Source organism: Vibrio sp. YYF0003, assembly GCF_036350715.1.
Classification (GTDB): Bacteria; Pseudomonadota; Gammaproteobacteria; order Enterobacterales; family Vibrionaceae; genus Vibrio; species Vibrio natriegens.
Genome location: NZ_JAZDWA010000002.1, coordinates 401,008 through 426,449, shown reverse-complemented (window position 1 = coordinate 426,449; position 25,442 = coordinate 401,008). Strand labels below are relative to the sequence as shown.

Sequence of the window (25,442 nt, the reverse complement as noted above, 5' to 3'; positions counted from 1 at the left end):
GGAAGGGTTGGCCAGATTACATAAAAAGGAAAGATAAATGACCACTCCAAGTTGGGACTTATCCATCGCATATCAGGATCTCGCTGATCAGCGAATTCAAGATGACATTGCTTTGGTAGAGCAATGTATTGAACTTCTTAATAAGCAGTCATTGGATTGCCAGAATGTTGAAGTGATGCAAAACGCCATTTTAACCAACGAGGCAGCAAATCGCTTAGCACGTACGATTTTTAATTTCGCTAATTGCTATTCATCTGTTGATTCAAGCAACGCGGAAGCAAAAGCGTTGTTAGGGCGTATGACTCGTATTTTTTCTGAGTTATCGCAAGCATTCAGTGCGTTTGAGTTAACGCTAACACACGCGGATGATGATTTTATTGCGCGTGTTTTGAACCATAAAAATACCGATGTGAGTGGTCAGGCGTTCACCATCGAGAACTTGAGAAACCTGGCTGATACTCGTCTAAGTACAGAAGAAGAAAAACTGTTGGCGGCGATGAGTGTGGATGGCAAGTCGGCATGGGGTAAGCTGTACGACAACCTGACTGGCTCTCTGAAAGTGACCTTGAATTACGATGATGGAAGCAGTGAAGAGCTTGGCTTCTCTCAGGCAGCCAGCATTCTTTATGGATCTGAATTTAACCGACAAGAAGCGGCGTGGCGCGGTGTACAGACCGCAATGGCAACGCATCAAGAGTCCTTTGCTGCCATTCTCAACGCGCTTGCTGGTTGGCGTCTGACTGAAAACAAAAAGCGCTCGACAAAGCGTGAAGTCCATTTCCTCGATCCAAGTTTGCATGGCAGCCGTATTCAAGCGGAAACACTGGATGCGATGATGGCTGTAGCAAAACAAAGTCGCGTTATCGGCCAAAAAGCGGGTTTACTGATGGCTCAGGTGCATGGTTTAGATGAGATGAAACCGTGGAATCACCTTGCTGCTATGCCTGCCCTGAGTGGTGACGCTAAAGTCTACGATTTTGACGAAGCGATAGATGTGATTTGTGAAGCATTTGAAACGGTAAACCCTGACATGTCAGAGTTTGTTCGAATGATGGTCAAGAATGGCTGGATTGATGCGAAGCCAAACGCAAATAAACGCTTAGGAGCTTACTGCACTAAGTTACCCGCAACGCGTACTCCATTGGTGTTCATGACCTGGAGTGGCAGTCGCTCTGACTTGATGACGCTAGCACATGAATTAGGTCATGCATTCCATAACTGGGTTATCCGTGATTTACCGCTTTGTCAGACCTATTACCCAATGACGCTGGCCGAAACGGCTTCAATTTTTGCGGAAAACATCGTTCGCGATCATCTGATTTCAAAAGCTGAAAGTGTCGATGAAAAGCTGGAAATGCTATGGGAAGAGCTCTCTTCTGCACTTGCGCTGATGGTAAATATTCCTGTTCGTTACGAATTTGAAAAAGCATTCTATGAACGCCGCCAAAACGGTGAACTGACTGCGCAAGAGTTTTGTGAATTGATGTCTGAAACCTGGAAAGATTGGTATGGTGATGTGATGAGCGAAGCCGATCCGTATTTCTGGGCGAGCAAATTACACTTCTCAATCTCAGGTGTGAGCTTTTACAACTACCCATACCTGTTTGGTTTCCTATTCAGTAAAGGTATTTATGCTCAGCGTGACTCAAAGGGCGAAAACTTTTACACCGATTACCTTAACTTGCTTCGCGATACAGGCAATATGACCGCTGAAGAAGTCGTTGATAAGCACTTGTCGATGGATCTAACGAAACCTGATTTTTGGCAGCAGAGTGTTGCTTTGGTTCAGCAGAAGGTCGATGAGTTTGAGCAACTGCTTAATCAACGAGCCCAGACAGCATAGTATTGTGATGGTGCATGAGCTCGACGCGAAAAATATCGTGAAATCATAATGATCTTAATCAGGGCTGTGTTAAAGTTCACAGCCTTATACCCAAGTAACTTGAGATGCCGTTTGCACTAGGTTACTTGGGTATAACAATTTGTAATTGATTAACAAATAAGCGGTTTGTTGCTTGGTTTGAGTGTATGGCTCGAAACGGTATTGGATTTTCGTTGAAAATGTCGATTTCTACTCATAAGTGGGATCGCAGCAACAAAAATTCTTTGTACAATTTATTAACATACCCGCCGTGCAATTAAGGAGTAACGCATGACGAAGTCTTTCTTTCGCCAATCGTTTTTAGCTGATACGTTAGATATGCATATTGATGTAGAACCAGCAGAGCTGGCGCTATCTAATGGAGTGACACTAAAACTCTATCAGCGTGGTGTGCTAGAAGTGGTCCCTGAGAACTACACTCAGGAGACGAAAAACATCATTATCTCAACAGGTATTCACGGCGACGAAACGGCACCGATGGAACTGGTCGACTCAATGATTAAAGACATTGAATCCGGTTTTATGAAGGTTGATGCCCGTTGTCTATTCATCATCGCTCACCCTGAGTCTACCTTGGCGCATACGCGTTTTCTTGAGGAAAACCTCAACCGCTTATTCGATGATAAAGGTCATACGCCAACCAAAGAGTTGGCTATTGCAGATTTACTGAAGTTGCACGTCTGTGACTTCTTTAAAGGTACTGACCCAGAAACGCGCTGGCATCTTGACTTACACTGTGCAATTCGTGGTTCTAAACACTACACGTTTGCTGTGAGTCCTAAGACACGCCATCCGGTTCGAAGCCAAGCTCTAATGGAGTTTTTGGATAGTGGCCACATTGAAGCGGTTCTATTATCAAACTCTCCGGCGAGTACATTCAGCTGGTACAGTGCAGAAAACTTTAGCGCGCAAGCTCTGACAATGGAGCTTGGACGTGTTGCTCGAATTGGTGAGAATGATTTAGATAAGCTGACGGCGTTTGATTTAGCGCTGCGCAATTTAGTTTCAGGTACCAAAGCTGAGCATTTGCCTAAGCCATGTATTAAATATCGTGTTAGCCGTACTATTGTGCGTTTACACGATGACTTCGACTTCATGTTTGACGACGATGTAGAAAACTTTACGTCGTTTGTTCATGGTGAAGTGTTCGGTCACGACGGTGATAAACCACTGATGGCTAAGAATGATAATGAAGCAATCGTCTTTCCAAACCGTAAGGTTGCCATTGGTCAGCGCGCAGCTTTAATGGTTTGTGAAGTGAAAACCCGCTTTGAAGACGGCGAATTGGTATACGATTAAAGCAAAGCTTTCAGACACATAACGCGAAATATTAGGTGTAACGCTTCGAAGTCGTTGCAATTTACCGAGGCTTAACTGTAAGGTTAGGCCTCGTTTGTTTTTATCGGCTATTATGGATTTTCAACAACTTATCCTGAACAAGGAGCGTCGCTGGCAGCGCAATCTTTTGATTATGTCCGCCGTGCTCATATTACTCTCTGCCATTCACCTGATGGTCGGAGAGATTTTCCTTTCTCCTTTTCAATCGCTTTCCGCATTCGAGCACAAGTTATTAGTGGATTTACGCTTACCAAGATTGCTGTCTGCCGCCATTATTGGCGCTGCGCTCGCTGTCTCTGGTGCAACACTTCAAGTGCTGTTAGGAAACGTTCTCGCTGAACCGGGTGTGCTTGGTATTTCCGGTGGCGCTAGCCTCGCCATGGTATTGGTGATGTTTGCGATTCCTACCTTGCCGACGCCGCTGATCTTTATGCTGGCCGCCATCGCAGGTTCGATGTTGTTTACCTTAATCTTGGTTTCTATTGCAAGAGTGATGCACCTGACAACCGCACGCTTGTTGTTGGTTGGTGTGGCGTTGGGGATATTCTCCAGTGCGATAGTAACCTGGGCATTCTATTTCAGCGACGATCTCAGTCTTCGCCAATTAATGTATTGGCTGATGGGGAGCATTGGTGGGGCGAGTTGGTATCAGCATACCGTAACATTAGTGATGTTGCCTGTTTTGATTTGGCTGTGCTGTAAGGGCAAGCCACTCGATAAGCTGATGTTAGGTGAAATCCACGCCACTCAGCTCGGCATCGATGTTCATCAAATGCGTTGGAAATTGATATTAGCGATTTCAATCCTTGTCGGTGGTTCGGTCGCTCTTGGAGGGATCATCAGCTTTGTTGGATTAGTTGTGCCTCATCTGCTGCGTTTAGCATTTGGTACCGAGAATCGCTATTTGTTGCCGCTGTCTGCGATAGCGGGTGCAGCGTTGTTGGTGTTTGCTGATATCGGTGCGAGATTATTACTCGACTCTGCTGAACTGCCACTGGGCGTAATGACCACATCGATTGGTGCGCCTATTTTCATTTGGATGCTGGTGAAGAGTCATGATGCACGTTAAGCATATTGCGGTAGGAAACCGACTATTACCATTGTCGTTTGAATGTAACGCAGGGGAGATCGTGCATGTCGTCGGCCCAAATGGCTCGGGGAAAAGTACCTTGTTAGCCGCGATTTCCGGCACGCTTACCAGCCACGACTCTGTTAGTGGTGAAGTGAGCGTTAATAGCGGGGATTTACTCACTATGCCGTTGTCTGAGCAGGCTTACCTGAGAGGGTATTTATGTCAGCAATCCAGACCAGTATTTAACGTCGATGTATTTCAGTATCTCGCGCTGTCTTTACCTAGTGGGGTGAAGATCAGTGACAGCAAAGTGCGCGACGCGGTAAACGCAGTAATTGAGCTTGTTCAGTTACAAGATAAGTTACACCGTAGCATTCAGACGCTTTCTGGTGGTGAGTGGCAGCGTGTGAGACTGGCCGGTGTCTGTTTGCAGGTTTGGCGCAGTATCAACCCGTATTCGCAGCTACTGATTTTGGATGAGCCTGCTGCTCCGTTAGATATCGCCCAAGAGGGGCTGCTCTATCAGTTAATTGCTGAAGTCGCGGCTCAAGGTGTAGGTGTGTTGGTCGCGAACCATGATTTAAACCGAACACTAAGGCATGCTGATAAGGTGCTGTTGCTGAGTAATGGCGTGTTGCACTCATCAGGCAAAGCTGAGGATGTATTAACAGAAGAGGGGCTGGGAGAGGTTTTCAACACTCAGGTAAGAAGGGTGATGGTTGAAGAGAAACCGTATTTGCTTTTCGAATAGGTTTTCCTATTCTCTCTTAGCTTTCAAGCAATAAAAAACGACCCACTCGGGTCGTTTTTTCGATGTGATTTTTGTCGCTGTTTATTGCGTCAGTGGCTTAAGGTCCGCCGGACGGTAGTAAACCGATTTTAGAACTTTGCCTTTACGTACCGTTTTGCCTTCAGATACAAAGTCTTCTGCACATTTGGCGATGATGTACTCGCCCTGATGTACCGCCATCAGTTTGATGCCTTGTTCTGCGTAGAATGCTTCTGTTTCTATGTATTCTTTTTCGTTGCGGCACACTTTGCTCATGTTGCTTGAGTGCACTTCGTCCCAGCAAGGAATAAAGTCGATACCACGGTTTACCGCAACGTTCAGTAGCAGGTCAATCAGGTAACTGATCGCCAGATTGTCTTCCACTTTGCTGTTACCAAGGTGTACAAGACGACCCATAAGAACGTAAACGCTGTCTACGATTGCGTCTGCTTGTTCTGTTTTACAATCTGCTTCTGCCAGCTCAGTCAGCTCTTCGATCGCCAAAGATGTGTGTAGCGTATCCGCTTGCGCATCCAGACTCGCTTCGTCTGCGACTGGAAGATCGAACGTGCTACGGAACTCGGTGATGTCACGGTATAAGTGATCAAAAATCTCTTGGGTTAGCTTTGACAGTTGCATTCTGATATCCATTGAATCGATTGAAGCGGTCATGATAACAAACCGCTCTTTATTCCCCAAGAGACAAGAGTCTAACTGACTATTAAATCTGCCGCTTGGAGTGAAGTAGGGTGCCACTCTGAAGGTTATAAGCCGTAACTTATCTAAATAAATAAGGGAACAACGTTTTGCGCTCTTCCTCTGAAAGGGCAGAAACACGCGCGATGTTGGTATCTGGGATTGACTCAGGATCAGGGTAGTGTTTCAACACCTTTTCCATGCTCTCTTCACGAATAAGATGGAAGATCGGATAAGGCGAGCGGTTCGTCAGGTTCTCGTCGTCTTCTGGCTCTGCACCACCAAAACAGTAATCTGGATGGAACGTAGCCACCTGGAAAATACCTTCCCAATCTTGCTGCTTGATTAAGCCTTCAACCCAATCAATAAACAAGTTGTAGTCCCAGAAATCGTCGAGCATATTCGGAACAACGACTAAGGTCGTTTCCAGCTTCTCTGGCTCTGTATTACTGAGTTCAATTAACTGCAACAAAATATCTTCCAGCAAGGCTTCTTCTTGAGACGCCTCGCTAACGAAGATTTTAATTTGTTTATTGCGTTGAGGTTTGGCAGCAAACGGGCATAAATTCAGTCCGATAACGACATCATTCAGCCATTGATCCACTTGTTGGGTGATCGCGTTTACATCTGTAGTTTGGTTTGTTGTTGTTGAGCGCGTTGACATACGATTTTTAAATCATTTTGAAAGTGGCGCAAGCATAGCAGATATACTAGGGGCTGTTGACCCTAATTAACTTCTTCTCAAGCTGGCTACTTCTTCACTTTCCTTTGTGTCGTGTGTCTGTGTGATGCGTTTGAGATAAGCTATCGCGCTAAACATCGCTAGATAGACCACGCTACCGCCGACAAGTACTGTTGACCATCCGCCATGTTGCCAGCAGTAAAGCAGTAAGAATCCACCAAGACTGCCGCCCACATAGTAATGCACCAGGTATAGAGCCGTTGCGGTCGCTTTCGCGGTTGTCGCTTTTTGGCCAACCCAACCGTAAGCCAAAGTGTGGGTGAAGAAGGCTCCAAAGCTAATCAGAAGCAAGCCGAACAGCATGGCAGCCACACTTTCAATTGCCGCTATCCACATGCCGCTCATGCTGAGAATGGCACCTAAGAACATACCCAAAATAGATGAGTAACGTTTACTCCAGTGTCCTGCACAACGGGATGAGAACGTACCACCTAAATAACAAACGAAGATAAGCGATGCCAAGCCGACCGGAATGTTGTGCGGCTCACTAACCAATCTGAAACCCATTACTGAATACAGGTTAACGAATAGTGCGAAATTAAGGCCACCAATCAACATGGCGAACCATATACGCTGGTTTTTGAAGTGACCTAAGATGGCGCGGTTCTGTTGTCGTAATCCACTTGAAGAAGGGGTGAAGTTACGTTGTTTTGGCAGCAAATAATGTACGCAAATTACGCCTAACAGGGTCACTACCATTATGGCTTCAATCGCTACATCCACACTGAAGTTGTCAGCCAATAAGCCGCCACTAATACGGCCCACAATGCCACCTAATGAGTTGGCTGCAATATAGGTACCTATCGCCATGGAGAAGGCGTGCTTATCGAGTTCTTCTGCCATATAAGCGACCGCTACGGCAGCAAACGCCGCCAATGCAACACCAATAAGGGCGCGGCAGATAACCAAAAATAGGAATGAATCACCAAGTAGCATCAGTGCAGACAGAACCGGGATAGCGAATAAGCCAGCCATCATGACCGGTTTTCGTCCGATGGTTTCAGACAATACTGCCATCGGTACCAGGCTGAAAGAGAGCGCCAGCGTGGAAGAGGCAAACAACCAGTTCACCTGCGTTTCAGAAATGGCAAACAACTGAGCAAAGGTCGGCAACATAGGCTGCAATTGATATAAGTTAGAGAAGACTAAGAATGAACCCAGCGCAAGAGCGAGCGTGATTCGTTTGTATTCTGGCGTGCCGAAGATGACCATGTGTCCTGCCTGATGCGAGAGCGCAATATAAAGAAACTGTGATCAATCTATCAGCTAATCGTAAATTAAAAAAATATATTAAAAATATGGATACCATATATTTTTGATCTAGTGGAATCGAAGCAACTGAAACATTTCCTTGCTGTCGCAGAGCAAGGCAACATCACCCATGCCGCGAAGGTGCTGAACATTGCTCAGCCTGCCTTGAGTATCTCTATTAAAAAATTCGAGCAGTCTCTGGGAGTCACGCTGTTTCGGCGAGAAGATAAGAAGATTAGCCTAACTCAAGAGGGCGAAACCTTACTGGTGCACGCGAAGCGGGTCATTCAGCAATTGCACGATGCACAGCTCGCGATTAATGAACTGAAAGGGTTAGCTAAAGGTGAAGTGCGCTTGGGTACGCCGTCGATGATGGGAAGCTATTTTTTCCCACGTATCGTTATGGCGTTTAAGAGCCGGTTCCCGGATTTGAAATTAACGCTGGTGGAAGCGGGCACGCATTCGATAAGAAGTATGTTGCTTGATGGGCGGTTAGATATCGGGGTGATAAGTTGTGACAATGTACCCGACGATCTCGAGACCGATCATCTGTTTACCAGCCAGATGGTTGCCGTTGTCGCGCCAGAGCACGAGTTAGCACAGCGTGAATCACTCTCTTTTGATGAGTTTTTTGAACATGAATTGGTGATGTTCCAGCGCGGTTATTTCCATCGTGAGTTTTTAGACCAGGTCAGCGAGGAGCACGGCTTTACCATGAAGTCGTCATTTGAAACCAACTTATTGCCATTGATCCTCAGCATCGTAAAGCATGAGTTTGCGATTACGGCGTTACTCGAACTGGTCACTCAGCATGAAAAAGATGTGGTGGGCATTCCGTTTAATCCGCCAGTTACGCTCGATCTGGCGCTAGCATGGCGGAAAGACGGTTATTTATCGATTGCAGACAGAACGTTTATTGATTTCGTTAAACGTTATTTGTAGTCAGACCCTAGTCACCTTTATACATCTTTTCGAAGTTTTTGGGATTCCAGCCAATCATCAACTGGTCGCCAATTTTCAGGACTGGAAGTGAGCGGGCACCCAGCGCATCCAGCTCTTTACGGCCACGTTGCATTTTCGCGTTGCACAGGCGATAGGTGATGTTTTTCGAATCCAGATAACGTTGAGCATCTTTGCAGTGGGGGCATTTATCTTTGACGTAAAGAACGACACGTTTCATTGAATTTCTCTCCATTATCTTTGGGATGCGAAGTTTAACGGCCTTTATCGACAATTGAAAGGCGAAATCTATTGTCAAAGCGAGGGTGAAAGTGCTGATTATCTCAGGTATATTTAGCGCCTTTCCCTTGTCATAGCAGACTTTATACCATGCATCCGTCACTTCGATACATTCAGGGTTATCCTCCACACTTTGTTGAGCAAGTTAGCTCGCTGGTAGACAGCGGTAAACTGGTTCCTTGGTTTGAAAAGCGCTATCCAGAACGTCATCAAATTAAAAGTGAAAAGGCGCTGTATGAGTACGCCATAGCGATAAAAAATCGTTACATGAAGAAAGCAGCACCTATCAGTAAAGTGGTCTACGATAAGAAAATTCACTTGATTAATAATGCGCTAGGGCTGCACAGCGTGATCAGTCGTAATCATGGTGGCAAGCTCAAATCGAAGAACGAGATTCGTATCGCGAGTGTTTTTAAAGAAGCTCCGGAGCCACTACTGAGAATGCTGGTGGTTCATGAACTGGCTCATACGCGAGAGAAAAACCACGATAAAGCGTTTTACCAACTGTGCTGTTATATGGAGCCCGAGTATCACCAGTTAGAGTTTGATGCCCGTCTGTTTATGATTTACCTCGATTTAAAAGCGAATTCGAATGAAGAACAATAACCACACCGCTAAGCCAGAAAAATCTAAAAAAAATGCCAAGCCAAAGCAGAGTAGAGGCGATGCAAAAGGCGAAAAGCGTGTGAAGCAAAAAACCTCTGCTAAAGCAAAATCGCCAGTGGCAACGAACAGCGATGTGGACTTCATTAAAGTAGCTAAAAGTGGATTACACGAACGTAACCAGCATCGTGGCCGCTATGACTTTAAAAAATTGACGGCAAGTGAGCCTGGGCTAAAAGCTTTTGTGATTAAAAATCCGAACGGGGAAGACTCGATAAACTTCTCTGATCCAAAAGCGGTCAAAATGCTCAATAAAGCCTTGTTAGCCGCGCATTACGATATTGAATTCTGGGATATCCCTGAACACTATCTTTGCCCACCCATTCCGGGACGTGCGGATTACATTCACCGTGTCGCTGAGTTACTCGATGGGGAAGTGAAAGGTAAATACCCGCATCACGATGTGCGAGCGTTGGACATTGGTGTTGGTGCAAACTGTATCTACCCAATCGTTGGAGTGACAGAATACGGATGGCGCTATACTGGAAGCGACGTTGATCCTAAGTCTATTGAATCGGCTCAGGCAATCGTCGATGGCAATGTGTCACTAAATGGCAGAATCGAACTGGTTCGCCAGATGAGCCAGGCAAACATCTATCGCGGGGTAATTCAGCCGAATGAGCGTTACGATGTCACAACTTGTAATCCACCATTTCACCGTTCGGCAGAAGAAGCCGCGATGGGAAGTCAACGTAAAGTGGACAACCTTAGAGCTAACCAACGTAAGAAAGGCGTGAAACCAGCGCGCGAAAACACGGCAAAACCAACGCTTAACTTTGGTGGTCAAAACGCAGAGCTTTGGTGCGAAGGCGGAGAAGCGGCGTTTATCCGTAAAATGGCTAACGAAAGCCAAGCCTTCAGCGCCCAAGTGCTCTGGTTTACTACGCTGATTTCGAAAAAAGAGAATGTTCGCCCTATGCGCAAGCAGCTTGAGAAATTGGGCGTAAAAGCCATTCGTGTGGTAGAGATGAGCCAGGGACAAAAAATCAGCCGTTTTATTGCCTGGTCGTATATGGATAAAGAGCAGCGAAAGGCGTGGCTAGCGCTTAAGTAGCCAATTAAACAATGTAGCTCACCTAAATCTTATAATCTGTCAGTTCTTTATTTACTCTGTAATCAGAGCTGACAGATTCTACTTAGTTATTCCCAGCGCATACTCCATTTTTGCTTTAGGCCTACAACATCACTTTCTATTTTGACGAACTTTCAGGGCGTTACTACTATTCAATAAACTCCCTTATATGAGTGAATAAACATGAAGGTAGGAATTGTTAGAGAATATTCTTCAACGGATAAAGTTGAAGAAGACGAATGCGTTGTCATGTTAGGAAAGGCAGAGTTAGTCGCCGGTGAGATCCGCATAAGTGGTAGCGGTGAAAGAGATCCAACCTCCAAACATGATGGGTACGCTTTGACGGGGTATGTCATGCTTCACCCCACCGAATTTCAAAAGGTGGTCGATATGGCGCTTGCAGCTGGCGTGATCACGATAAATGTTGCGGATAATAAATAGATGGATATTTAAAATGTGAGATTTAAGGTTTCGCCTTATCTATATTTGCCCACTACCTCTTTCCACCCGTCAGCTCTAATTTACTTCGGTATTTAGAGCTGACGGACTGCTTTATTTCAGCCATCCCTGTTTCATTCCCCGTCAACACTCCCTCATAAGCGGAATGTGTGCCTTTCCCGTAACAAAAGTTCCTCAAATGGCTGCGTCACATCGAAAGTCCAGAATAATGCAATATTGTATAGCTAAATTCGTAGTGTCGATCGCTAACTTACTGATTATCCTTTGAAGTGCTCAAAAAAAGACGACATCATATTTGACAGAAAATGCAGGCTTGGTGGCGTCTAAATAGCGTTAGGCAAATAGATGAGAAGTGGATGCGTAAATTAAAGTCGTTGTTAACTAGTGCATCCCCAATGGTTATTGATAGTGTTGGCGATTTATCGCTCAAGGGAGTTTGTGTGGGCACTAATGCAATTTTGCATTCTAAATGGTCTCTATATTTTTGGTTATTATTGTTAGCTATGCAATCGTACTCTTTTACCAATGATCTTGCCGATGGATTTACATTGGAGGCACTATCTGACCCATTACTGCCTTTATTCTTTATTCTTCAGCATGAGAAGATTATGAGTAAATTAAATGTAACGTTGGTAACGATATTATGCTGGTTGATAACAGCAATACTTGCTTATAACTTAGTGATTAAGCTCTCTAACCTCACTTAATGTTTAATAATTTACCATACAAGCGTTTAAGGCAGCGTTCCCAACGCTTGGCATTCTCAGCTCAGGATTGGGTCATGTGTTTACGTCGCAATGGTTATGGTCAGGTTACTGCGTCGCTCACACAGTAATGTGGCGTTATGTGCTTTGGAGAAAATATGGAAGATCGAGACCTATTAAAGATTGATAGGTATTTGGGAATTGAGTTAGTTAAAGATGCTGTATTTTTTGGCGCGCTTTATGCGATTTCTAGGGAGTTTGGCCTATTTCTGCTTATATGTTTCGTTCTATCATCTGTTTTTCTAGCTTTTGATAAACGAAAGTATCTTCAAAATATCTTTAAAAATCTTTCTGTCAATACAACTCGCGGGATTATTTTTTGGGATGGACATGGTTGTGATGTTGAGATTTCAGGTTTTAGCATATGGCCATATTTAGAACTGACTTACATGGAGGGTATGAATAGACGCATGGTTAGAATTCCATGTACTGTATTTAGCTCTACTGAATGGCAACAGCTGGTTAAGTATCGTACCTAACAAATAATTTAAAAGCGATTCGGCACACGCGGTATTTTTACTATGCGTTGGCTTGAGCGATTAAGGTGTTTTACGGCGGCTTCGGTATTCGTCGTTCACCCATTAATAGGGCGTTAGAGGTTTCCTAAAAAAATTGTGAAATTACTCGGTAAAATCATTATTTTACAAGTGGTTAGATTTAATTGGTAATACTCTATAGTTATTTGCGGGTGTGAGGAAAATATTATGTACTTTTGGAATATTGAGGCTTTGAAACGTGACATTTTAGGAGGCAGGCTTACAGAAAAAGATAGGTTTATATACGCACTGATTTATATTGTATCCAGTGCTGCTGCTTTTGAGTACTTTCAAGGCAGCAACAACGAATATACAAATATATGGGACCAAATAGAGGCAATTTCCAATGTTGTTGTAGTTTTGGCGGGAACCTATTTTACGTACAGGGCTAATGGTGCTAATAGTGGGAGAGACTTTTTAGGACGATATTTCAGTCTTGGCTTTGTAGTAACCATTAGATTTTCGGTTATCCTTTTTCCAATCGTCGTTTTACTTCAAATGTACGACTCAGCTTTCGGCGTAGAAAATGAGGTAACCGTTACAACTCCCTTTGGTGTTAGCATTATTCTTCTTTGGAGCTGTTTTTTATATGTAAACCTAGCTAAGCACATGAAGTTTGTAAGAAATACATAACAAAGCGTTTAACGTTGATTCGCAACGTTTGGCACTTTGAGTTTGAATCAGCTCTAGGGTTTACGGCACAATGTTTTAGGTTGGGTGGTAGAGTTGCTCGCACGTTAACGCGGCGTTAGGTGAATATATAAATGTATTCGTTATGCGACGTAAAATTCTTAAACGTTAAAGGCAGGTTAAAAATGGATAATAAGAAAACTTCAGATAAAAAAATATTGATTACATTTATATTGTGTTTATTTCTGGGGAGTTTTGGTGTTCATCGATTTTATGTTGGAAGAGTAAAGTCTGGTATTTTTCAGCTCTTAACATTAGGTGGTTTGGGCTTTTGGGCTATTTACGATTGCATTGTGTTAGCTTTAGGGAAATTCACGGATAGTGAAGACAAGTTGTTACAAAAGTGGACATAAATAGTCTAACAAATTGTTAAAGAGTGAGTCACAACCCGCGGTATTTTTACTATTCGTTGTTCACCCATTAATAGGGCGTGAAGTTGTCCAGTAAATTTGATTGTCTAGAGTTTAAAAATGATACGAAAGTACAACAAAAATGACTTAGATTCAGTTCTTGAAATTTGGCTTAACGCTTCAGTGCAAGCCCATAATTTCGTTTCAGCAGAGTTCTGGGAATCTCAACTCGATAACATGCGTAATATCTATATCCCATCCTCAGAGACCTACGTTTATGAAGTTGAGTCTAAAGTAATTGGTTTTTATGCGTTGTATGAAAATAAATTGGCTGCGATATTTGTTGCTTCCGAACGTCAAGGTGAAGGCATTGGTAAGCAGTTGTTGAGCCATGCTAAAGCGCAGAGAACGGTATTAAGTCTGTCCGTATACAAGGAAAACCAAGCTAGTTGTCAGTTTTATTTGTCTCAGGGGTTCAAAGTGGTCAGCGAACAACTAGATGAGCATACTGGACACCCAGAACTCACAATGTGTTTGGGATCCTGAAAACTACTTAAAACGGCATTATAGACCAGGAGGAAAAATGGAATACTTTCAGTACTATGGGATTGACTGGATTGCTATGGTGCTTACATTTCTCGCAATTTGGCAGATCGGGAATAAGAACAAAATCGGCTTCATTCTAATGATGTGCGGAAATACGAGTTGGGTCGCGGTTGGCTACCTTACAGGCAGTGTTGCCATGATTATTGCAAATATCATCTTTTTCTCAATGAACCTAAGAGCAATTATCAAGTGGTCAAAACCCGAGCAAGAATCGAAAGTTGGCGTGGTTGACTAGTAACTCGCAAACCAAAAAAGTACGCACATGATGATGTACTTACGAGGCGTTTGGCTACAAGTAAAATACATATAAGGAATTAAATGGAACAACTGCATGGCGGACGAGAAAATGCAATTTATCGCTTAGGGGACAAGGTGTCTCGCCCAAGTGGTAAATGGTCTGAAACCGTTCAAAAGTTGCTATTACATATCGCAAATGAAGGTTTTACTTCTGCCCCAAAACCTTTCGGCTTTGACAACAATGGCAATGAAATTCTGTCATATGTTGAGGGTGAGGTTTTCAACTATCCTCTCAAAGGAAATATCGCAACTGTAGAAGCTCTCGTTTCAGCTGGCCAGCTATTACGTCAGTATCATGATGCATCTCGCTCATTTATATCAGAAAATTCAGCGGAAAATTTAACTTGGATGCTCCCATGTAGAGAACCGATGGAGGTTATCTGCCATGGTGACTATGCGCCATATAATGTTGCTTTGGTTGGTTCCAAAGTCGTAGGGGTAATTGACTTTGACACTGCTCACCCGGCTCCAAGGAATTGGGATATTGCTTACGCACTTTATTGTTGGGCTCCATTCAAAACAGATAAATATGATGCAATGGGGGATCTACATTCGCAGTCGATTAGGGCAAAGCAGTTTTGTGATGCTTATGGTTTGAGTAAAGCGGAACGAATTTCTCTTGTCACTGATATGTGTCACCGAATCCAAGCGTTGGTTGAGCATATTCATAATGAAGCGAGTAAAGGAAATGAAGCTTTTATGACAAATATTCAAGATGGCCATCACTTGGCGTATTTAGCTGATATCGAATATTTGCAAAATAATTCACACCACATTGCAGACGTATTGATGTGTGACGAATGCCTATAGCAAAGCGCATAAAATTGATTCGCAACGCGTGGCCTTTTTGCTTTGCGCTGCTCATCCCTCAACAGAATGTTAAAAAAACTAGAGAGTTAAAATGAAAAATTGACGCAAGTTTATAGTGGTAGCTTCCCTCATAAGCGGAATGTGTGCCTTTCCCGTAACAAAAGTTCCTCAAATGGCTGCGTCACATCGAAAGTCCAGAATAATGCAATATTGTATCGCTAAATTCATAGTGTCGATCGCTAACTTACTGATTATCCTTTGAAGTGCTCAAAAAAAGACGACATCATAGTGGACAGAAAAAGACGCTTGGTGACGTCTGAAAAATGTGGGTTGTTAGTCAGAAAGGAGTCGTAGTGAGATGAAACAAATACTAGCTTCAGTGTTACTCATTTTCGGATTATGTTGGGACTCTCTGAGTAGTACTCTTGACCTACCAGAATGTCAAATGTCACGTACTCTAGAAACACCAATTACATTCTTTATCTCAGATTCAGTTCAAAAAGATTACGAGTCATTTGTCATCGAAGATCACATTCAACGATGGATAACGTTTTCGAATAGCGCTTTGAAAAACTCATGTATTCCTATAAAGCGGACGTTGGACAAAATTATCTATGCTCCCAAAATTCTTGGGGAAGAAGCGGAAGAATTTAGCGTAGTGCACGATTTTTTAGCGTATTACTACTCTAAAGAAGTTGAGCGGGTCAATGGCAGTAAAACGGGTTTTTATGGTCTGGTTTTCAAAAAAAACATCTCGCAATTTACAACCGATTGGTGTGGTGAAACTCGTCCATCAGTGTATCCTCAGTTTTTTACAATTGGACTTACATGTAAAGATCATGTGTTAGAACATGAGTTAGGTCATTTGGCGTGGGCAAGCCATGATATGGAAACGCTATCGAACCAAACTGGTGGAATGCCATTTGATCTTTCAAAACGACTCCCCTTAAGCTTATCGAGTAAAATTACAAAGTATTCATATGGTTATATTTGTGGTGGCAAAGGTACCATCATGGCTTATGCGGATGAAACGCATCCATTCTATTCATCACCAGAGATTAGTTATGAAAACATTGTTTGTGGCAATGCGGCTTATGCAGACAATGCCAGAGTTCTTCGTGAGTATGCCATCGGTCTTATGGGTGAATAAAATAGCTAACAGTGTTTAAAGCAGATTCGCAACAGATGGCACTTTATCTGCCTTTTCTTCTCCCTCAACAGAATGTTAAAAAACTAGAGAGTTAAAATGAAAAATTTACGCAAGTTTATGGTGTTAGCTTTACTTGTGGCTAGCCCAATTAGTGGTATGGCAGCTGATAAACAAGAAGTCGTCGATCGCTTACTAGAGGTGATGAAAGTTGAGAAGCAGCTTTCCGGTGGCTTTGAAGCAATGACACCAGTCATCGAACAATTAGCGAATAACCTTCAGTTGAATGCAACTGAAAAAGAGGAACTCGTTAACATTTATAGAGATTGGTTCATCAATGATATCAATCGCCAAAACATCATCGTTGAGATGGGTGCACTTTATTCTCAAGCTTTCAGCCAACAAGAAATCGAATTAATGATTGAGTTTTACGCGACACCTGTAGGACAAAAACTTGTAGAAAAATCGCCGGCATTAATGCAAGCAGGCGCTCAACTAGGCATGCAAGAAGCTGAGCGTGCTCAACCCAAACTTATTGAGAAACTGACTCCTTTCTTAGAAAAGCACCAAATACAGTAGACGCTATGTGTTTAAAACAACAATGAGGATCAAATGAGTATTTTTCCTAAATTAAGGCAGCCAGATGGTAGTTTGTATTGTGGTCCTTATTGTGTAGTTGCATGTTTAGCAGCTTTGGGGAGATTGCCTTTTACATCGTCTATTGAATTACGAAGATATGTGCCAGAAGAAGTTGCATTCACAGGGTCTTCAATAGAAATAAACGATTCATACGACTTAACCAGCCTTGCACTAGAGCTCTACAAAGTCACCGGGATCATTACACCCGGAGAGAATCCAGATTATATAAAACACTCGGGGTACAACTCCCTAGGCGCAATGCTTTATGTTCTTGGTCAATTTGGCTTGCAGTGTAAAGTTGTCATTCGTGACGATGAAACAAACCGATACTTGCGTAAGGTGTTTCCTGTCGAATTCCAGCTGATGGAAAATTTACAGGTTCCGGTGAGCATTCTGGATATGGAGGAATCTACCCCAAATAAAACGATGCTTATATCCGTCATTTCGGTGGAGGATTCCTTGCATTACATTCTCAATAGTGCCCAAGGCGAGTGGTTCGACTCAGGCGTCGATGGCGTGACGAACTCCAAGTGGGCTTTCATTGAAAATTGGCAATCTTCAAACGATAAGAGAGAGGGGGCGTCTTGGCTAGGGATATCCATTCAAATTTCGTATTAAACGCGAAATAGCAACCAAACTGGATGTGTTCTCAAGTGATAATTTATTGCTAGATATCGGCAGCTATTGCGATATCTAGCAATATTTCATCTACGCCAATTTACCAAGTTGCACCTAACTGGCCTTCATCGTTCTGACGAATGGTACGCCGTCGTTGTCATGATGAACATTCGCTTCCACTTGATAGATGTCTTTCACTAACTCTGTGGTTAAGACGTCTTTTGGCGAGCCTACGCTAACCAATTCCCCCTGTTTTATTACCAATAGATTATCGGCGTACTGCGCGGCGAGGTTGAGATCATGCAATACCATGATGCTCACGTAATTCTCGGCTCGGGTTTGAGTCATGAGATGATCAAGCAATACATGCTGGTGATGAAGATCAAGCGCGCTTACGGGTTCATCAAGCAGCATAATTTGTGGGTTACGCATGATGGCTTGCGCGAACAAGATCATTTGACGCTGACCACCACTTAAAGAGCTTACGTTCCGGTTCGCTAAATGCGCCATACCAATACTGTTTAGTATTTGTAAGCCTTCACCAAGTAATTTGTCATCGATGCGCAGGCTTAAACTGTCTAAACGTCCCATCAGTACAACCTCAAGAACGGTCAAACTAACCTGTAAGCCGATGTCCTGTGGCATGTAACCAAACTTGGCACGCCATGAGGAGAGAGACTTGCTATCTAGCTCGTCACCGTAATGAGAAATGGAACCACTGGCCAGATTCACATCACCAAAAATGGCTTTGAGTAGCGTACTTTTACCCGCGCCATTTGGACCAAGAACGGCGGTTACCTGACCCGGTTCCAATGTGAAATTGAAGTTCTTGGCAAGGGTAAGTGACTCAATCTGAATATTTACATTATTTGCTACCAGCATCATTAACCTCGCTTCGCCAAAATCAACCAGAAAAAGAAAGGTACGCCGATGATCGCCGTAACGATACCGATCGGGAATAGTGCACCTGGAACGATGATTTTTGACAGTACTGAAGCGCCAGAAAGTAAGAACGCACCAATCAAGAAGGAGAGCGGCAAGAAGAAGCGCTGATCTTCTCCCACCATAGATTTGGCCATGTTTGGCGCGACGATGCCTACAAATCCGATGATCCCGACGAAACTGGTGACAGTAGCCGTGATGACAGCAACGATAAACAGTGTTTTCATGCGTAAGCGAGTGATGTTCACGCCGACGCTTTTCGCACGCTCTTCACCCAGTCGTAGGGCGGTAAGCTTCCATGCATCTTTAAGTAATAATATCCCGCCGACGAAGACAACTGCAGAGGTAATCGCGACTGTATTCCAGGTTGCTTTCGTTAAGCTACCAAACAGCCAAAACAGGATCTGCTGGCTAAGCTCTGGAGAGGAGACAAACTGCACCAGAGATAAGAGTGACTGGAATAAGAACAGTAGGGCAATACCCGCCAGAATGAGTTGTCCCGAGCTGATATGACGTGCTGAGGCTAACGAGAAAAGAAAACACGCCGAAAGCATACAGCATAAGAATGCGCCCATCGGCACCGCGTAATAGCTGCTTAAGCCGAAGGACCCCATATATAGAGTAATCGCAGCGCCAAAACCCGCCGCCGCAGCCATACCCAAGGTGTACGGACTTGCCATTGTATTATTGAGTAAGGTTTGCATCTCTGCGCCGCCCATACCAAGCGCGCCGCCAACAACAATCGCCATTATCGCGATTGGAAGTCGCAACTCAGTCACAATGATCTGGGTAGATGGTGCAACCTGATAGGGCAAGCCAATGAACTCAAACAGAGAGTGGAGTACTTTGGTTGCATCCAGTAAAGAGGGGCCTGTCATGATATCAAGGATGAAGGTCGTCAGGATGAGTAAGCCAAAAGCTCCGATCACCAAGATTCGACGTTTTTCACTCTTACGTTGTTGTTGAATGAGTTGTTCTAAAACTGCAGATTGCACGACTTACTACCTAATTGTTATTTATTTTACGACCAGTAGAGGGGCCTACAGAGCTCGTGAGAAGGTGGCGATATTAGCACTAATGATAGTTAGTTGCATTATCGTTAACAAAAGAATTAATATACGCCACGAGGGTGGAAGTGTCTCTGCCTGACTCATGGAATAAAAAGGAACCTTCTTGATGTTGAAACACTTATTCGCGCTTGCTGCTGTCTGCGTTAGCACGTTGTCTTTTGCCGAACAAACTACCGTTACAGATGTGCTAGGGCGTGAGGTTACGTTTGATTCGCCGGCGAAAAGAGTGGTAGTCGGATTCTACCCAGAAGATTACATGGCGATCGGTACCGAAGCGGCGTATGACAACGTTGTAGGCATGTCAAAGTACATTTGGCAGGCACGTTCAGCAAGTTGGCAGGCGTATGTGGCGCATCGACCATCACTGGATAATATCCCTGAGATTGGCCGTGTCGATACCAATGCGTTTTCCGTTGAGAAGGTAATAAGCCTGAGCCCGGATGTGGTAATGCTTGCGGATTGGCAGTTCAAAGCACTGGAGTCAGACGTTGAGCGCATGAAGAGCGCAGGTATTGCCGTTATCGTGGTGGACTACAACGCTCAAACGGTAGAGCGTCATGTTCAGACGACTAAGCTGATTGGTGAAATCACCGGCCAGCAAGAGCGTGCAGAGACCATCGCGAATGAATACAAACAGAACGTCGAGATGATCAGCGATCGTTTAGCCAAAGCCAATCTGGATAAACCGAAAGTTTACACCGAATACGGCGCATCTGGTGTTAATGAGGTTGGCTATACATTCGGTAAAAACATGTGGGGCGCTATTGCGACAATGGCGGGTGGCGACAACATTTCTGCACCGTTTGTTGAATGGTGGGGCAAGCTGAACCCAGAACAGATCATTGCAGCAAACCCTGACGTTATCGTAATGACTGGCTACGAGTCTGGCAGTGCGGATGATTCGATGATCATGGGCGAAGGTGTTGACGAAGCATTGGCAAAAGAGCGATTAGCGGGCTTTAAAAATCGTATTGGTTGGTCTTCAATTTCTGCGGTGAAAAGCAACCGTATGTATGCAGCTTACCACGGTGCTTGCCGCACGATCATCGACGGCGCGTTGATCCAGTTTTATGCCAAAATCATGTACCCAGATGTGTTTAGTGACTTAAACCCTGAAGCGGCTTACGACAACTTTTATGAGAAGTACCTGCCGATCAAACCAGCTGGCACTTTTATGACCGAGCTTTAATCTAAAGCCTTAATATTTAATAAGCCGAAATGAGTCACTCTTGATTCACTTCGGCTTTTTACTTCGCGCTATTCATTGACTACGCGCTATTCATTGACTAACAGTGGCTAGGCGATTAAGTTTTTGAGTTAGCTTATTTTTTAAAACTTAGCGGCTCTTGATTGAAATACCTGCCAGGTCAAAACGAGCCATTAACGGCTTTTCATGCCCCTGATACCAGCTCGCCGGCATATTTGGCTTGAGCTTTGCGTGCTCTTGTTTACTCACCACCACATAGTGCAAAAACGTGTCTAATGTTTTCGCCATAGCGTCGAAGGACATTTCTCCATCTTTGTATAGTGTTTTAAGCAAACCAACGACTGCGTCTTCAGGAACCAGCGGGTCAATCACACTGTTTTTTCGAGTTTGAACTGAGCTTGATGCAGGTAATTCATTACGCGCGGTTTCCCAACACGGCTTATTCGTTTTGCTAACGAGGTTGTGTTTGTAGCAGTAAAAACTAAACAGGAAACGAGGGATGTTGTGCCAGCGTTCTGTCTGAACTTCCAGCCAAATGTGTTGAAGCTCGATATCAGCGTCGGTCATAGAGTTTTACGAAGTTATCAAAAGTAGCGCATTTTAGCGTGGGGCGATGGTATTCGTCCATAAAACGCCGCTTTGAGCGATGTGAGTGTTTTGGATGCAGAATAAAAAAGGCTCTCGACGAAAGCGAGAGCCTTTGTATCCAACCAGTATCGCGAGTAAGAGGCGATATCTCTGTTTTCGATTATTTCACTAGGTAGTGCTTGATGAACTGAGTGATTTTCACCATATCGTCAACGGCGATGTACTCTTCCGTGGTATGCACTTTTGCCATCCCAGTAGAAAGGTTTACGGTTGTCAGGCCTTTCTTGTTGAAGTTGTTCGCATCGCTACCGCCACCCGTGCCTTTGGTAAACGCTTCGATGCCCATATCCGCGAATGCTGCTTTGATATCAGCAACGTGTGCATTGTCTTCTTCAATAACAAACGCATCGTATGCACGTTTAGATTCGATTTCGACTTCTGCACCGTGTTTTTCTGCAACAGACTCAAAGGTCGAGATCATGTGGTTGACTTGTGCGCCCAGTTTATCTCCATTCAGCGAGCGCGCTTCGGCCACAATTTTTAGCTCAGGCATAACAATGTTGGTCGCCTGACCACCGTTTACCATACCGATGTTAGCCGTCGTTTCTTCGTCGATACGAAGGAGTTTCATCTGGTTAATTGCATCTGCCGCGACCATGATGGCGCTGATGCCTTCTTCTGGCGCTAGACCTGCGTGCGCCGGGCGGCCTTTGATCGTCGCAACGATCTTTTGCTGGCCCGGAGCTGCTGTCACGATCGTTCCAATTGGGCCACCTGTATCAAGTACGATTGCTTCTGTTGACGTTACATGGGTCATGTCGAAGTATTCAGAGCCAAACAGGCCGCCTTCTTCATGCACAGTGAAAGCAAGTTCTAACGTTTTGTGCGCTAGATTTTCCGCTTGAATGCAACGTACAGCTTCCATAATTGCGGCGATACCGGATTTGTCGTCACCACCAAGGATTGTATTGCCTTTCGAGCGAATAATACCGTCTTCAATGATCGGTTCAATACCGATACCTGGCGTGACTGTATCCATGTGGCAACTCATCAGGATAGAGCCTTCTTTCTTGCCTTCCAAACGCGCATATACGTTGAAGCCATTTGAAATATGTTCTGGAACAGGAAGCTTTTGAACGGTAAAGCCTAACTCGCCCAATTGTTCAGCCAGCGTTTCTGCAATTTGCTTTTCATTCATCGATTCGCTGTCAATGCGAACCAGTTGGCAGAAGTGGTCAACTAGACGTTCTTGATTAATTTGTGTCATTTGGAGGTCTCATCTTGTAGGGCGAGGGCGTAAACGGGGGAGTTAGAACACGTCCTCTAAACAGAGTCGTTGTTATTACATACTGGAGAGTGAGGGATACTGAGATGAATCAATAAAGTGGGGAGGCTGACACAATTATAACCAGATATGCTGAGAAACTGATCGCATTGTCAGGCTATAAGAGAAAGGTCATGCAAGCTGAAGGCGCTGCTTTAATGTAAGTGAATGATTTGTTTAAAACATCACCACACTGCCAATAAATATCACCACGGTAACAATCTGTTTACATTGATCTGTGTGGTTGTAATTCAATTAAAATATAATAAGTAATTGAAAATAAAGTTTAATATTGTGAGATTTACGGGCAAATATTGCATAGAGATTGCGTGTAACAAATATTTTACATTTACACCTTCGAAACCTGAAAACAGAGATTTTGGTTGATGTATTCCAATTTTCTTCCGCCTGCGCCAAGTTAGAAAAATAGTTTAGAAACGCTGTAAACAAATTAATGACGCAAGGAGAAAGTCATGGTGGACGCATACAACCCATTAGGTACAGACGGATTTGAGTTTGTGGAATACACGGCTGCAGACAGTAAAGGCATCGAACAACTCAAAGCACTGTTTGTATCGTTAGGCTTCGCAGAGATTGCCAAGCACCGTTCGAAAGAAGCTTGGTTATATCGTCAGGGTGACATCAGTTTTATCGTCAATGCGCAGCCTCATAGTCAAGCTGAAGCGTTTGCGAAGGTACATGGTCCGTCCGTGTGTGGGATGGCATTCCGAGTAAAAGATGCCACGGCGGCGCTTGAGCACGCAATACAAAACGGCGGAACAGAATACAAAACCGAAATCGGGCCGATGGAACTCAGCATTCCAGCCATTTATGGTATCGGCGAGAGCTTGCTCTATTTTGTTGACCGATACGGTAAGCAGAGTATTTATGATGTCGACTTCCGTTTTTACGATGATGCGGAAGCGCGTCTGGCGAAATCTGATGTGGGTCTTTACGAGATCGATCATCTGACCCATAACGTTAAACAGGGCAACATGGATGTGTGGTCTGGTTTTTATGAGCGCATCGGTAACTTCCGAGAAATTCGTTACTTCGACATTGAAGGTAAACTCACAGGCCTTGTCAGCCGTGCGATGACCGCACCTTGTGGCAAAATCCGAATTCCTATCAATGAGTCCTCTGACGATAAATCGCAAATCGAAGAGTTTATCCGTGAATACAATGGCGAAGGCATTCAACATATCGCTCTGACAACGGATGACATCTATCAAACCGTTCAAACGTTACGCGACCGTGGTATGGACTTTATGCCAACACCAGATACCTACTACGAGAAAGTTGACCAACGTGTTGAAGGTCATGGAGAAGACGTCAGTAAACTCCGTGAGCTGCAAATCCTTATTGATGGTGCACCAACGAAAGACGGTATCTTGCTGCAAATCTTTACGCAAACCGTGATTGGTCCGGTGTTCTTCGAGATCATCCAGCGTAAAGGTAACGAAGGCTTTGGTGAAGGTAACTTCAAAGCGCTATTTGAATCGATTGAAGAAGACCAAATTCGTCGAGGAGTACTGAACGATGCATAAATGGATCACATTCCCTCATCGGGAGGGAGTGTGCTCAAAGCAAGCACATGCTGATTTCCCGCAAGAGGCAATTTATGAACGTGAAGCAGGTCGAAGTGGATTCTTTGGCCCTGCGGCACATTTTCATCATCAACACGCACCAACAGGTTGGTCTGAGTGGGAAGGGGAGCTTCGCCCACGAGCGTTTGATTTTAATCTCGTAGAGAAAGCCAGCCACATAACGCCTTGGGCGGTGCCGCATTTACTGCATAACGCTAACTGCAAAATCCGTGTTTGGCGTATGGATGAAAAGATGGATTTTCTGGTACGAAATGCGGACGGCGATGAGCTGCTGTTTATCCACCAGGGGACTGCCGATCTTTACTGTGACTACGGGCACTTAAAGGTGAGCGAAGGGGATTATGTCATGATCCCGCGCTCAACGAGCTGGCGCTTAGAGCCAAGCGAGCCGATGTTTATTCTGATGATAGAAAACACCGATGCGGCTTATACCTTGCCAGAAAAGGGCATGGTGGGAAATCACGCTGTGTTTGATCCTGCCGTACTGGAAACACCGTCGATCAACGACGAATTCCGCGCGCAATATTCTGAAAACCGCACAGAAGTTCAGGTAAAACGCCACGATAAAGTTAGCGTGATTACTTATCCGTTCAATCCTTTAGACGCGATTGGCTGGCATGGTGACTTAGCGGTAGTAAAAGTGAACTGGCGTGATATTCGTCCACTTATGTCGCACCGTTACCACTTACCACCGTCCGCGCATACTACATTTGTAGGAGCAGGATTTGTGGTGTGTACCTTTGTTCCTCGTCCGATTGAGAGTGATCCTGGCGCGCTTAAAGTACCGTTCTACCACAATAATGATGACTATGACGAAGTCTTGTTCTACCACGCAGGTGACTTCTTTAGCCGTGACAATATTGAAGCGGGCATGGTGACATTCCACCCAGCTGGCTTTACGCACGGACCTCACCCGAAAGCATTTAAAGCGGGTCAGGAGTACAAGAAGAAGTTTACCGACGAAGTGGCGGTGATGATAGATACGCGCCACGCGCTTCAGTTCTCGGATGAACTGGAAAAGGTAGAAAACAAAGAATACGTCTACAGCTGGCAAGAAAAATAAG

Annotated in this window: 29 protein-coding genes; 21 read left to right on the top strand and 8 right to left on the bottom strand. The window is 44.3% G+C overall.

Features of this window, described 5'->3' with window-relative positions:
- Positions 1-37: 37 nt before the first annotated feature.
- From V1U08_RS08455 to btuD, 4 genes are all read left to right on the top strand, one after another.
- Positions 38-1,843 carry a M3 family oligoendopeptidase gene (locus V1U08_RS08455; protein ID WP_065296731.1) on the top strand — a complete coding sequence of 602 codons (1,806 nt, stop codon included), beginning with the start codon at positions 38-40 and terminating at the stop codon, positions 1,841-1,843.
- A gap of 309 nt (positions 1,844-2,152) precedes the next feature.
- Positions 2,153-3,181, top strand: coding sequence for a succinylglutamate desuccinylase (locus V1U08_RS08450; protein ID WP_065296732.1), 1,029 nt, complete (start codon positions 2,153-2,155; stop codon positions 3,179-3,181).
- A 112-nt stretch (positions 3,182-3,293) separates the two neighbouring features.
- A complete protein-coding gene (gene btuC / locus V1U08_RS08445) occupies positions 3,294-4,289 on the top strand; it encodes a vitamin B12 ABC transporter permease BtuC (protein ID WP_014231646.1) in 996 nt (331 codons plus the stop codon).
- Positions 4,276-5,043, top strand: a complete 768-nt coding sequence (gene btuD / locus V1U08_RS08440; protein ID WP_014231647.1) for a vitamin B12 ABC transporter ATP-binding protein BtuD — start codon at positions 4,276-4,278, stop codon at positions 5,041-5,043. Before btuC ends, btuD begins: the two co-directional genes overlap by 14 nt.
- 81 nt (positions 5,044-5,124) lie before the next feature.
- Here btuD and V1U08_RS08435 read toward each other — a convergent pair whose 3' ends face one another.
- The 3 genes from V1U08_RS08435 to V1U08_RS08425 all read right to left on the bottom strand — a co-directional run bounded on the left by V1U08_RS08435 (position 5,125) and on the right by V1U08_RS08425 (position 7,711).
- The gene (locus V1U08_RS08435; protein WP_065297650.1) at positions 5,125-5,700 is read right to left on the bottom strand and encodes a nucleoside triphosphate pyrophosphohydrolase family protein; all 576 of its coding nucleotides are present in this window, start codon (positions 5,698-5,700) and stop codon (positions 5,125-5,127) included.
- A 139-nt stretch (positions 5,701-5,839) separates the two neighbouring features.
- On the bottom strand, positions 5,840-6,421 hold the full coding sequence (locus V1U08_RS08430; RefSeq protein ID WP_065296733.1) for a DUF1415 domain-containing protein: 582 nt from the start codon (positions 6,419-6,421) through the stop codon (positions 5,840-5,842).
- A 66-nt stretch (positions 6,422-6,487) separates the two neighbouring features.
- The gene (locus tag V1U08_RS08425; RefSeq protein WP_065296734.1) at positions 6,488-7,711 is read right to left on the bottom strand and encodes an MFS transporter; all 1,224 of its coding nucleotides are present in this window, start codon (positions 7,709-7,711) and stop codon (positions 6,488-6,490) included.
- A 111-nt stretch (positions 7,712-7,822) separates the two neighbouring features.
- On the opposite strand from V1U08_RS08425, the gene V1U08_RS08420 reads away from it, so the two are divergent.
- Positions 7,823-8,692, top strand: coding sequence for a LysR family transcriptional regulator (locus V1U08_RS08420; protein ID WP_065296735.1), 870 nt, complete (start codon positions 7,823-7,825; stop codon positions 8,690-8,692).
- 7 nt (positions 8,693-8,699) lie between these two features.
- Here V1U08_RS08420 and V1U08_RS08415 read toward each other — a convergent pair whose 3' ends face one another.
- Positions 8,700-8,930, bottom strand: coding sequence for a glutaredoxin family protein (locus V1U08_RS08415; protein ID WP_014231652.1), 231 nt, complete (start codon positions 8,928-8,930; stop codon positions 8,700-8,702).
- 149 nt (positions 8,931-9,079) lie between these two features.
- On the opposite strand from V1U08_RS08415, the gene V1U08_RS08410 reads away from it, so the two are divergent.
- From V1U08_RS08410 to V1U08_RS08350, 13 genes are all read left to right on the top strand, one after another.
- Positions 9,080-9,595, top strand: coding sequence for a M48 metallopeptidase family protein (locus V1U08_RS08410; protein ID WP_065296736.1), 516 nt, complete (start codon positions 9,080-9,082; stop codon positions 9,593-9,595).
- Complete coding sequence (gene rlmF, locus V1U08_RS08405) at positions 9,582-10,706, top strand: 23S rRNA (adenine(1618)-N(6))-methyltransferase RlmF (protein WP_065296737.1); 1,125 nt, start codon at positions 9,582-9,584, stop codon at positions 10,704-10,706. Before V1U08_RS08410 ends, rlmF begins: the two co-directional genes overlap by 14 nt.
- Before the next feature lie 201 nt (positions 10,707-10,907).
- On the top strand, positions 10,908-11,165 hold the full coding sequence (locus tag V1U08_RS08400) for a hypothetical protein (RefSeq protein ID WP_065296738.1): 258 nt from the start codon (positions 10,908-10,910) through the stop codon (positions 11,163-11,165).
- A 374-nt stretch (positions 11,166-11,539) separates the two neighbouring features.
- On the top strand, positions 11,540-11,890 hold the full coding sequence (locus V1U08_RS08395) for a hypothetical protein (RefSeq protein WP_155759720.1): 351 nt from the start codon (positions 11,540-11,542) through the stop codon (positions 11,888-11,890).
- Positions 11,891-12,045: 155 nt separating this feature from the next.
- Entirely contained in the window at positions 12,046-12,426 is a 381-nt protein-coding gene (locus V1U08_RS08390; protein ID WP_065296740.1) for a hypothetical protein, read from the top strand.
- A 225-nt stretch (positions 12,427-12,651) separates the two neighbouring features.
- Positions 12,652-13,116 carry a hypothetical protein gene (locus V1U08_RS08385; RefSeq protein WP_065296741.1) on the top strand — a complete coding sequence of 155 codons (465 nt, stop codon included), beginning with the start codon at positions 12,652-12,654 and terminating at the stop codon, positions 13,114-13,116.
- Positions 13,117-13,298: 182 nt separating this feature from the next.
- Positions 13,299-13,526: a TM2 domain-containing protein gene (locus V1U08_RS08380; RefSeq protein ID WP_065297651.1), complete on the top strand. Its 228-nt coding sequence runs from the start codon at positions 13,299-13,301 to the stop codon at positions 13,524-13,526.
- 117 nt (positions 13,527-13,643) lie between these two features.
- A complete protein-coding gene (locus tag V1U08_RS08375) occupies positions 13,644-14,069 on the top strand; it encodes an N-acetyltransferase (RefSeq protein WP_065296742.1) in 426 nt (141 codons plus the stop codon).
- A 37-nt stretch (positions 14,070-14,106) separates the two neighbouring features.
- The gene (locus tag V1U08_RS08370) at positions 14,107-14,364 is read left to right on the top strand and encodes a nicotinamide mononucleotide transporter (RefSeq protein WP_014231660.1); all 258 of its coding nucleotides are present in this window, start codon (positions 14,107-14,109) and stop codon (positions 14,362-14,364) included.
- Between the two features lie 83 nt (positions 14,365-14,447).
- Positions 14,448-15,236, top strand: a complete 789-nt coding sequence (locus V1U08_RS08365; RefSeq protein ID WP_065296743.1) for an aminoglycoside phosphotransferase family protein — start codon at positions 14,448-14,450, stop codon at positions 15,234-15,236.
- Positions 15,237-15,681: 445 nt separating this feature from the next.
- The gene (locus V1U08_RS08360; protein WP_231113046.1) at positions 15,682-16,386 is read left to right on the top strand and encodes a hypothetical protein; all 705 of its coding nucleotides are present in this window, start codon (positions 15,682-15,684) and stop codon (positions 16,384-16,386) included.
- A gap of 96 nt (positions 16,387-16,482) precedes the next feature.
- Positions 16,483-16,962 carry a DUF2059 domain-containing protein gene (locus V1U08_RS08355; RefSeq protein WP_065296745.1) on the top strand — a complete coding sequence of 160 codons (480 nt, stop codon included), beginning with the start codon at positions 16,483-16,485 and terminating at the stop codon, positions 16,960-16,962.
- A gap of 159 nt (positions 16,963-17,121) precedes the next feature.
- The gene (locus V1U08_RS08350) at positions 17,122-17,640 is read left to right on the top strand and encodes a hypothetical protein (protein ID WP_231119382.1); all 519 of its coding nucleotides are present in this window, start codon (positions 17,122-17,124) and stop codon (positions 17,638-17,640) included.
- Between the two features lie 114 nt (positions 17,641-17,754).
- Here V1U08_RS08350 and V1U08_RS08345 read toward each other — a convergent pair whose 3' ends face one another.
- Both V1U08_RS08345 and V1U08_RS08340 read right to left on the bottom strand, forming a co-directional pair.
- Complete coding sequence (locus V1U08_RS08345) at positions 17,755-18,525, bottom strand: ABC transporter ATP-binding protein (protein ID WP_231119383.1); 771 nt, start codon at positions 18,523-18,525, stop codon at positions 17,755-17,757.
- Entirely contained in the window at positions 18,525-19,577 is a 1,053-nt protein-coding gene (locus V1U08_RS08340; protein ID WP_020333135.1) for a FecCD family ABC transporter permease, read from the bottom strand. The genes V1U08_RS08345 and V1U08_RS08340 overlap by 1 nt, the downstream gene beginning before the upstream one ends.
- 181 nt (positions 19,578-19,758) lie before the next feature.
- Between V1U08_RS08340 and V1U08_RS08335 the strand changes: the two genes are divergently transcribed.
- On the top strand, positions 19,759-20,841 hold the full coding sequence (locus tag V1U08_RS08335; RefSeq protein ID WP_014231667.1) for an ABC transporter substrate-binding protein: 1,083 nt from the start codon (positions 19,759-19,761) through the stop codon (positions 20,839-20,841).
- A 147-nt stretch (positions 20,842-20,988) separates the two neighbouring features.
- Here V1U08_RS08335 and V1U08_RS08330 read toward each other — a convergent pair whose 3' ends face one another.
- Both V1U08_RS08330 and V1U08_RS08325 read right to left on the bottom strand, forming a co-directional pair.
- Positions 20,989-21,426, bottom strand: a complete 438-nt coding sequence (locus V1U08_RS08330; protein WP_330470400.1) for a hypothetical protein — start codon at positions 21,424-21,426, stop codon at positions 20,989-20,991.
- A gap of 181 nt (positions 21,427-21,607) precedes the next feature.
- Complete coding sequence (locus V1U08_RS08325) at positions 21,608-22,714, bottom strand: M20/M25/M40 family metallo-hydrolase (protein WP_330470399.1); 1,107 nt, start codon at positions 22,712-22,714, stop codon at positions 21,608-21,610.
- A gap of 530 nt (positions 22,715-23,244) precedes the next feature.
- Here V1U08_RS08325 and hppD point away from each other — a divergent pair.
- A complete protein-coding gene (hppD, locus tag V1U08_RS08320) occupies positions 23,245-24,318 on the top strand; it encodes a 4-hydroxyphenylpyruvate dioxygenase (RefSeq protein WP_014231670.1) in 1,074 nt (357 codons plus the stop codon).
- Complete coding sequence (locus V1U08_RS08315; RefSeq protein ID WP_330470398.1) at positions 24,311-25,441, top strand: homogentisate 1,2-dioxygenase; 1,131 nt, start codon at positions 24,311-24,313, stop codon at positions 25,439-25,441. Before hppD ends, V1U08_RS08315 begins: the two co-directional genes overlap by 8 nt.
- Position 25,442: the final 1 nt, after the last annotated feature.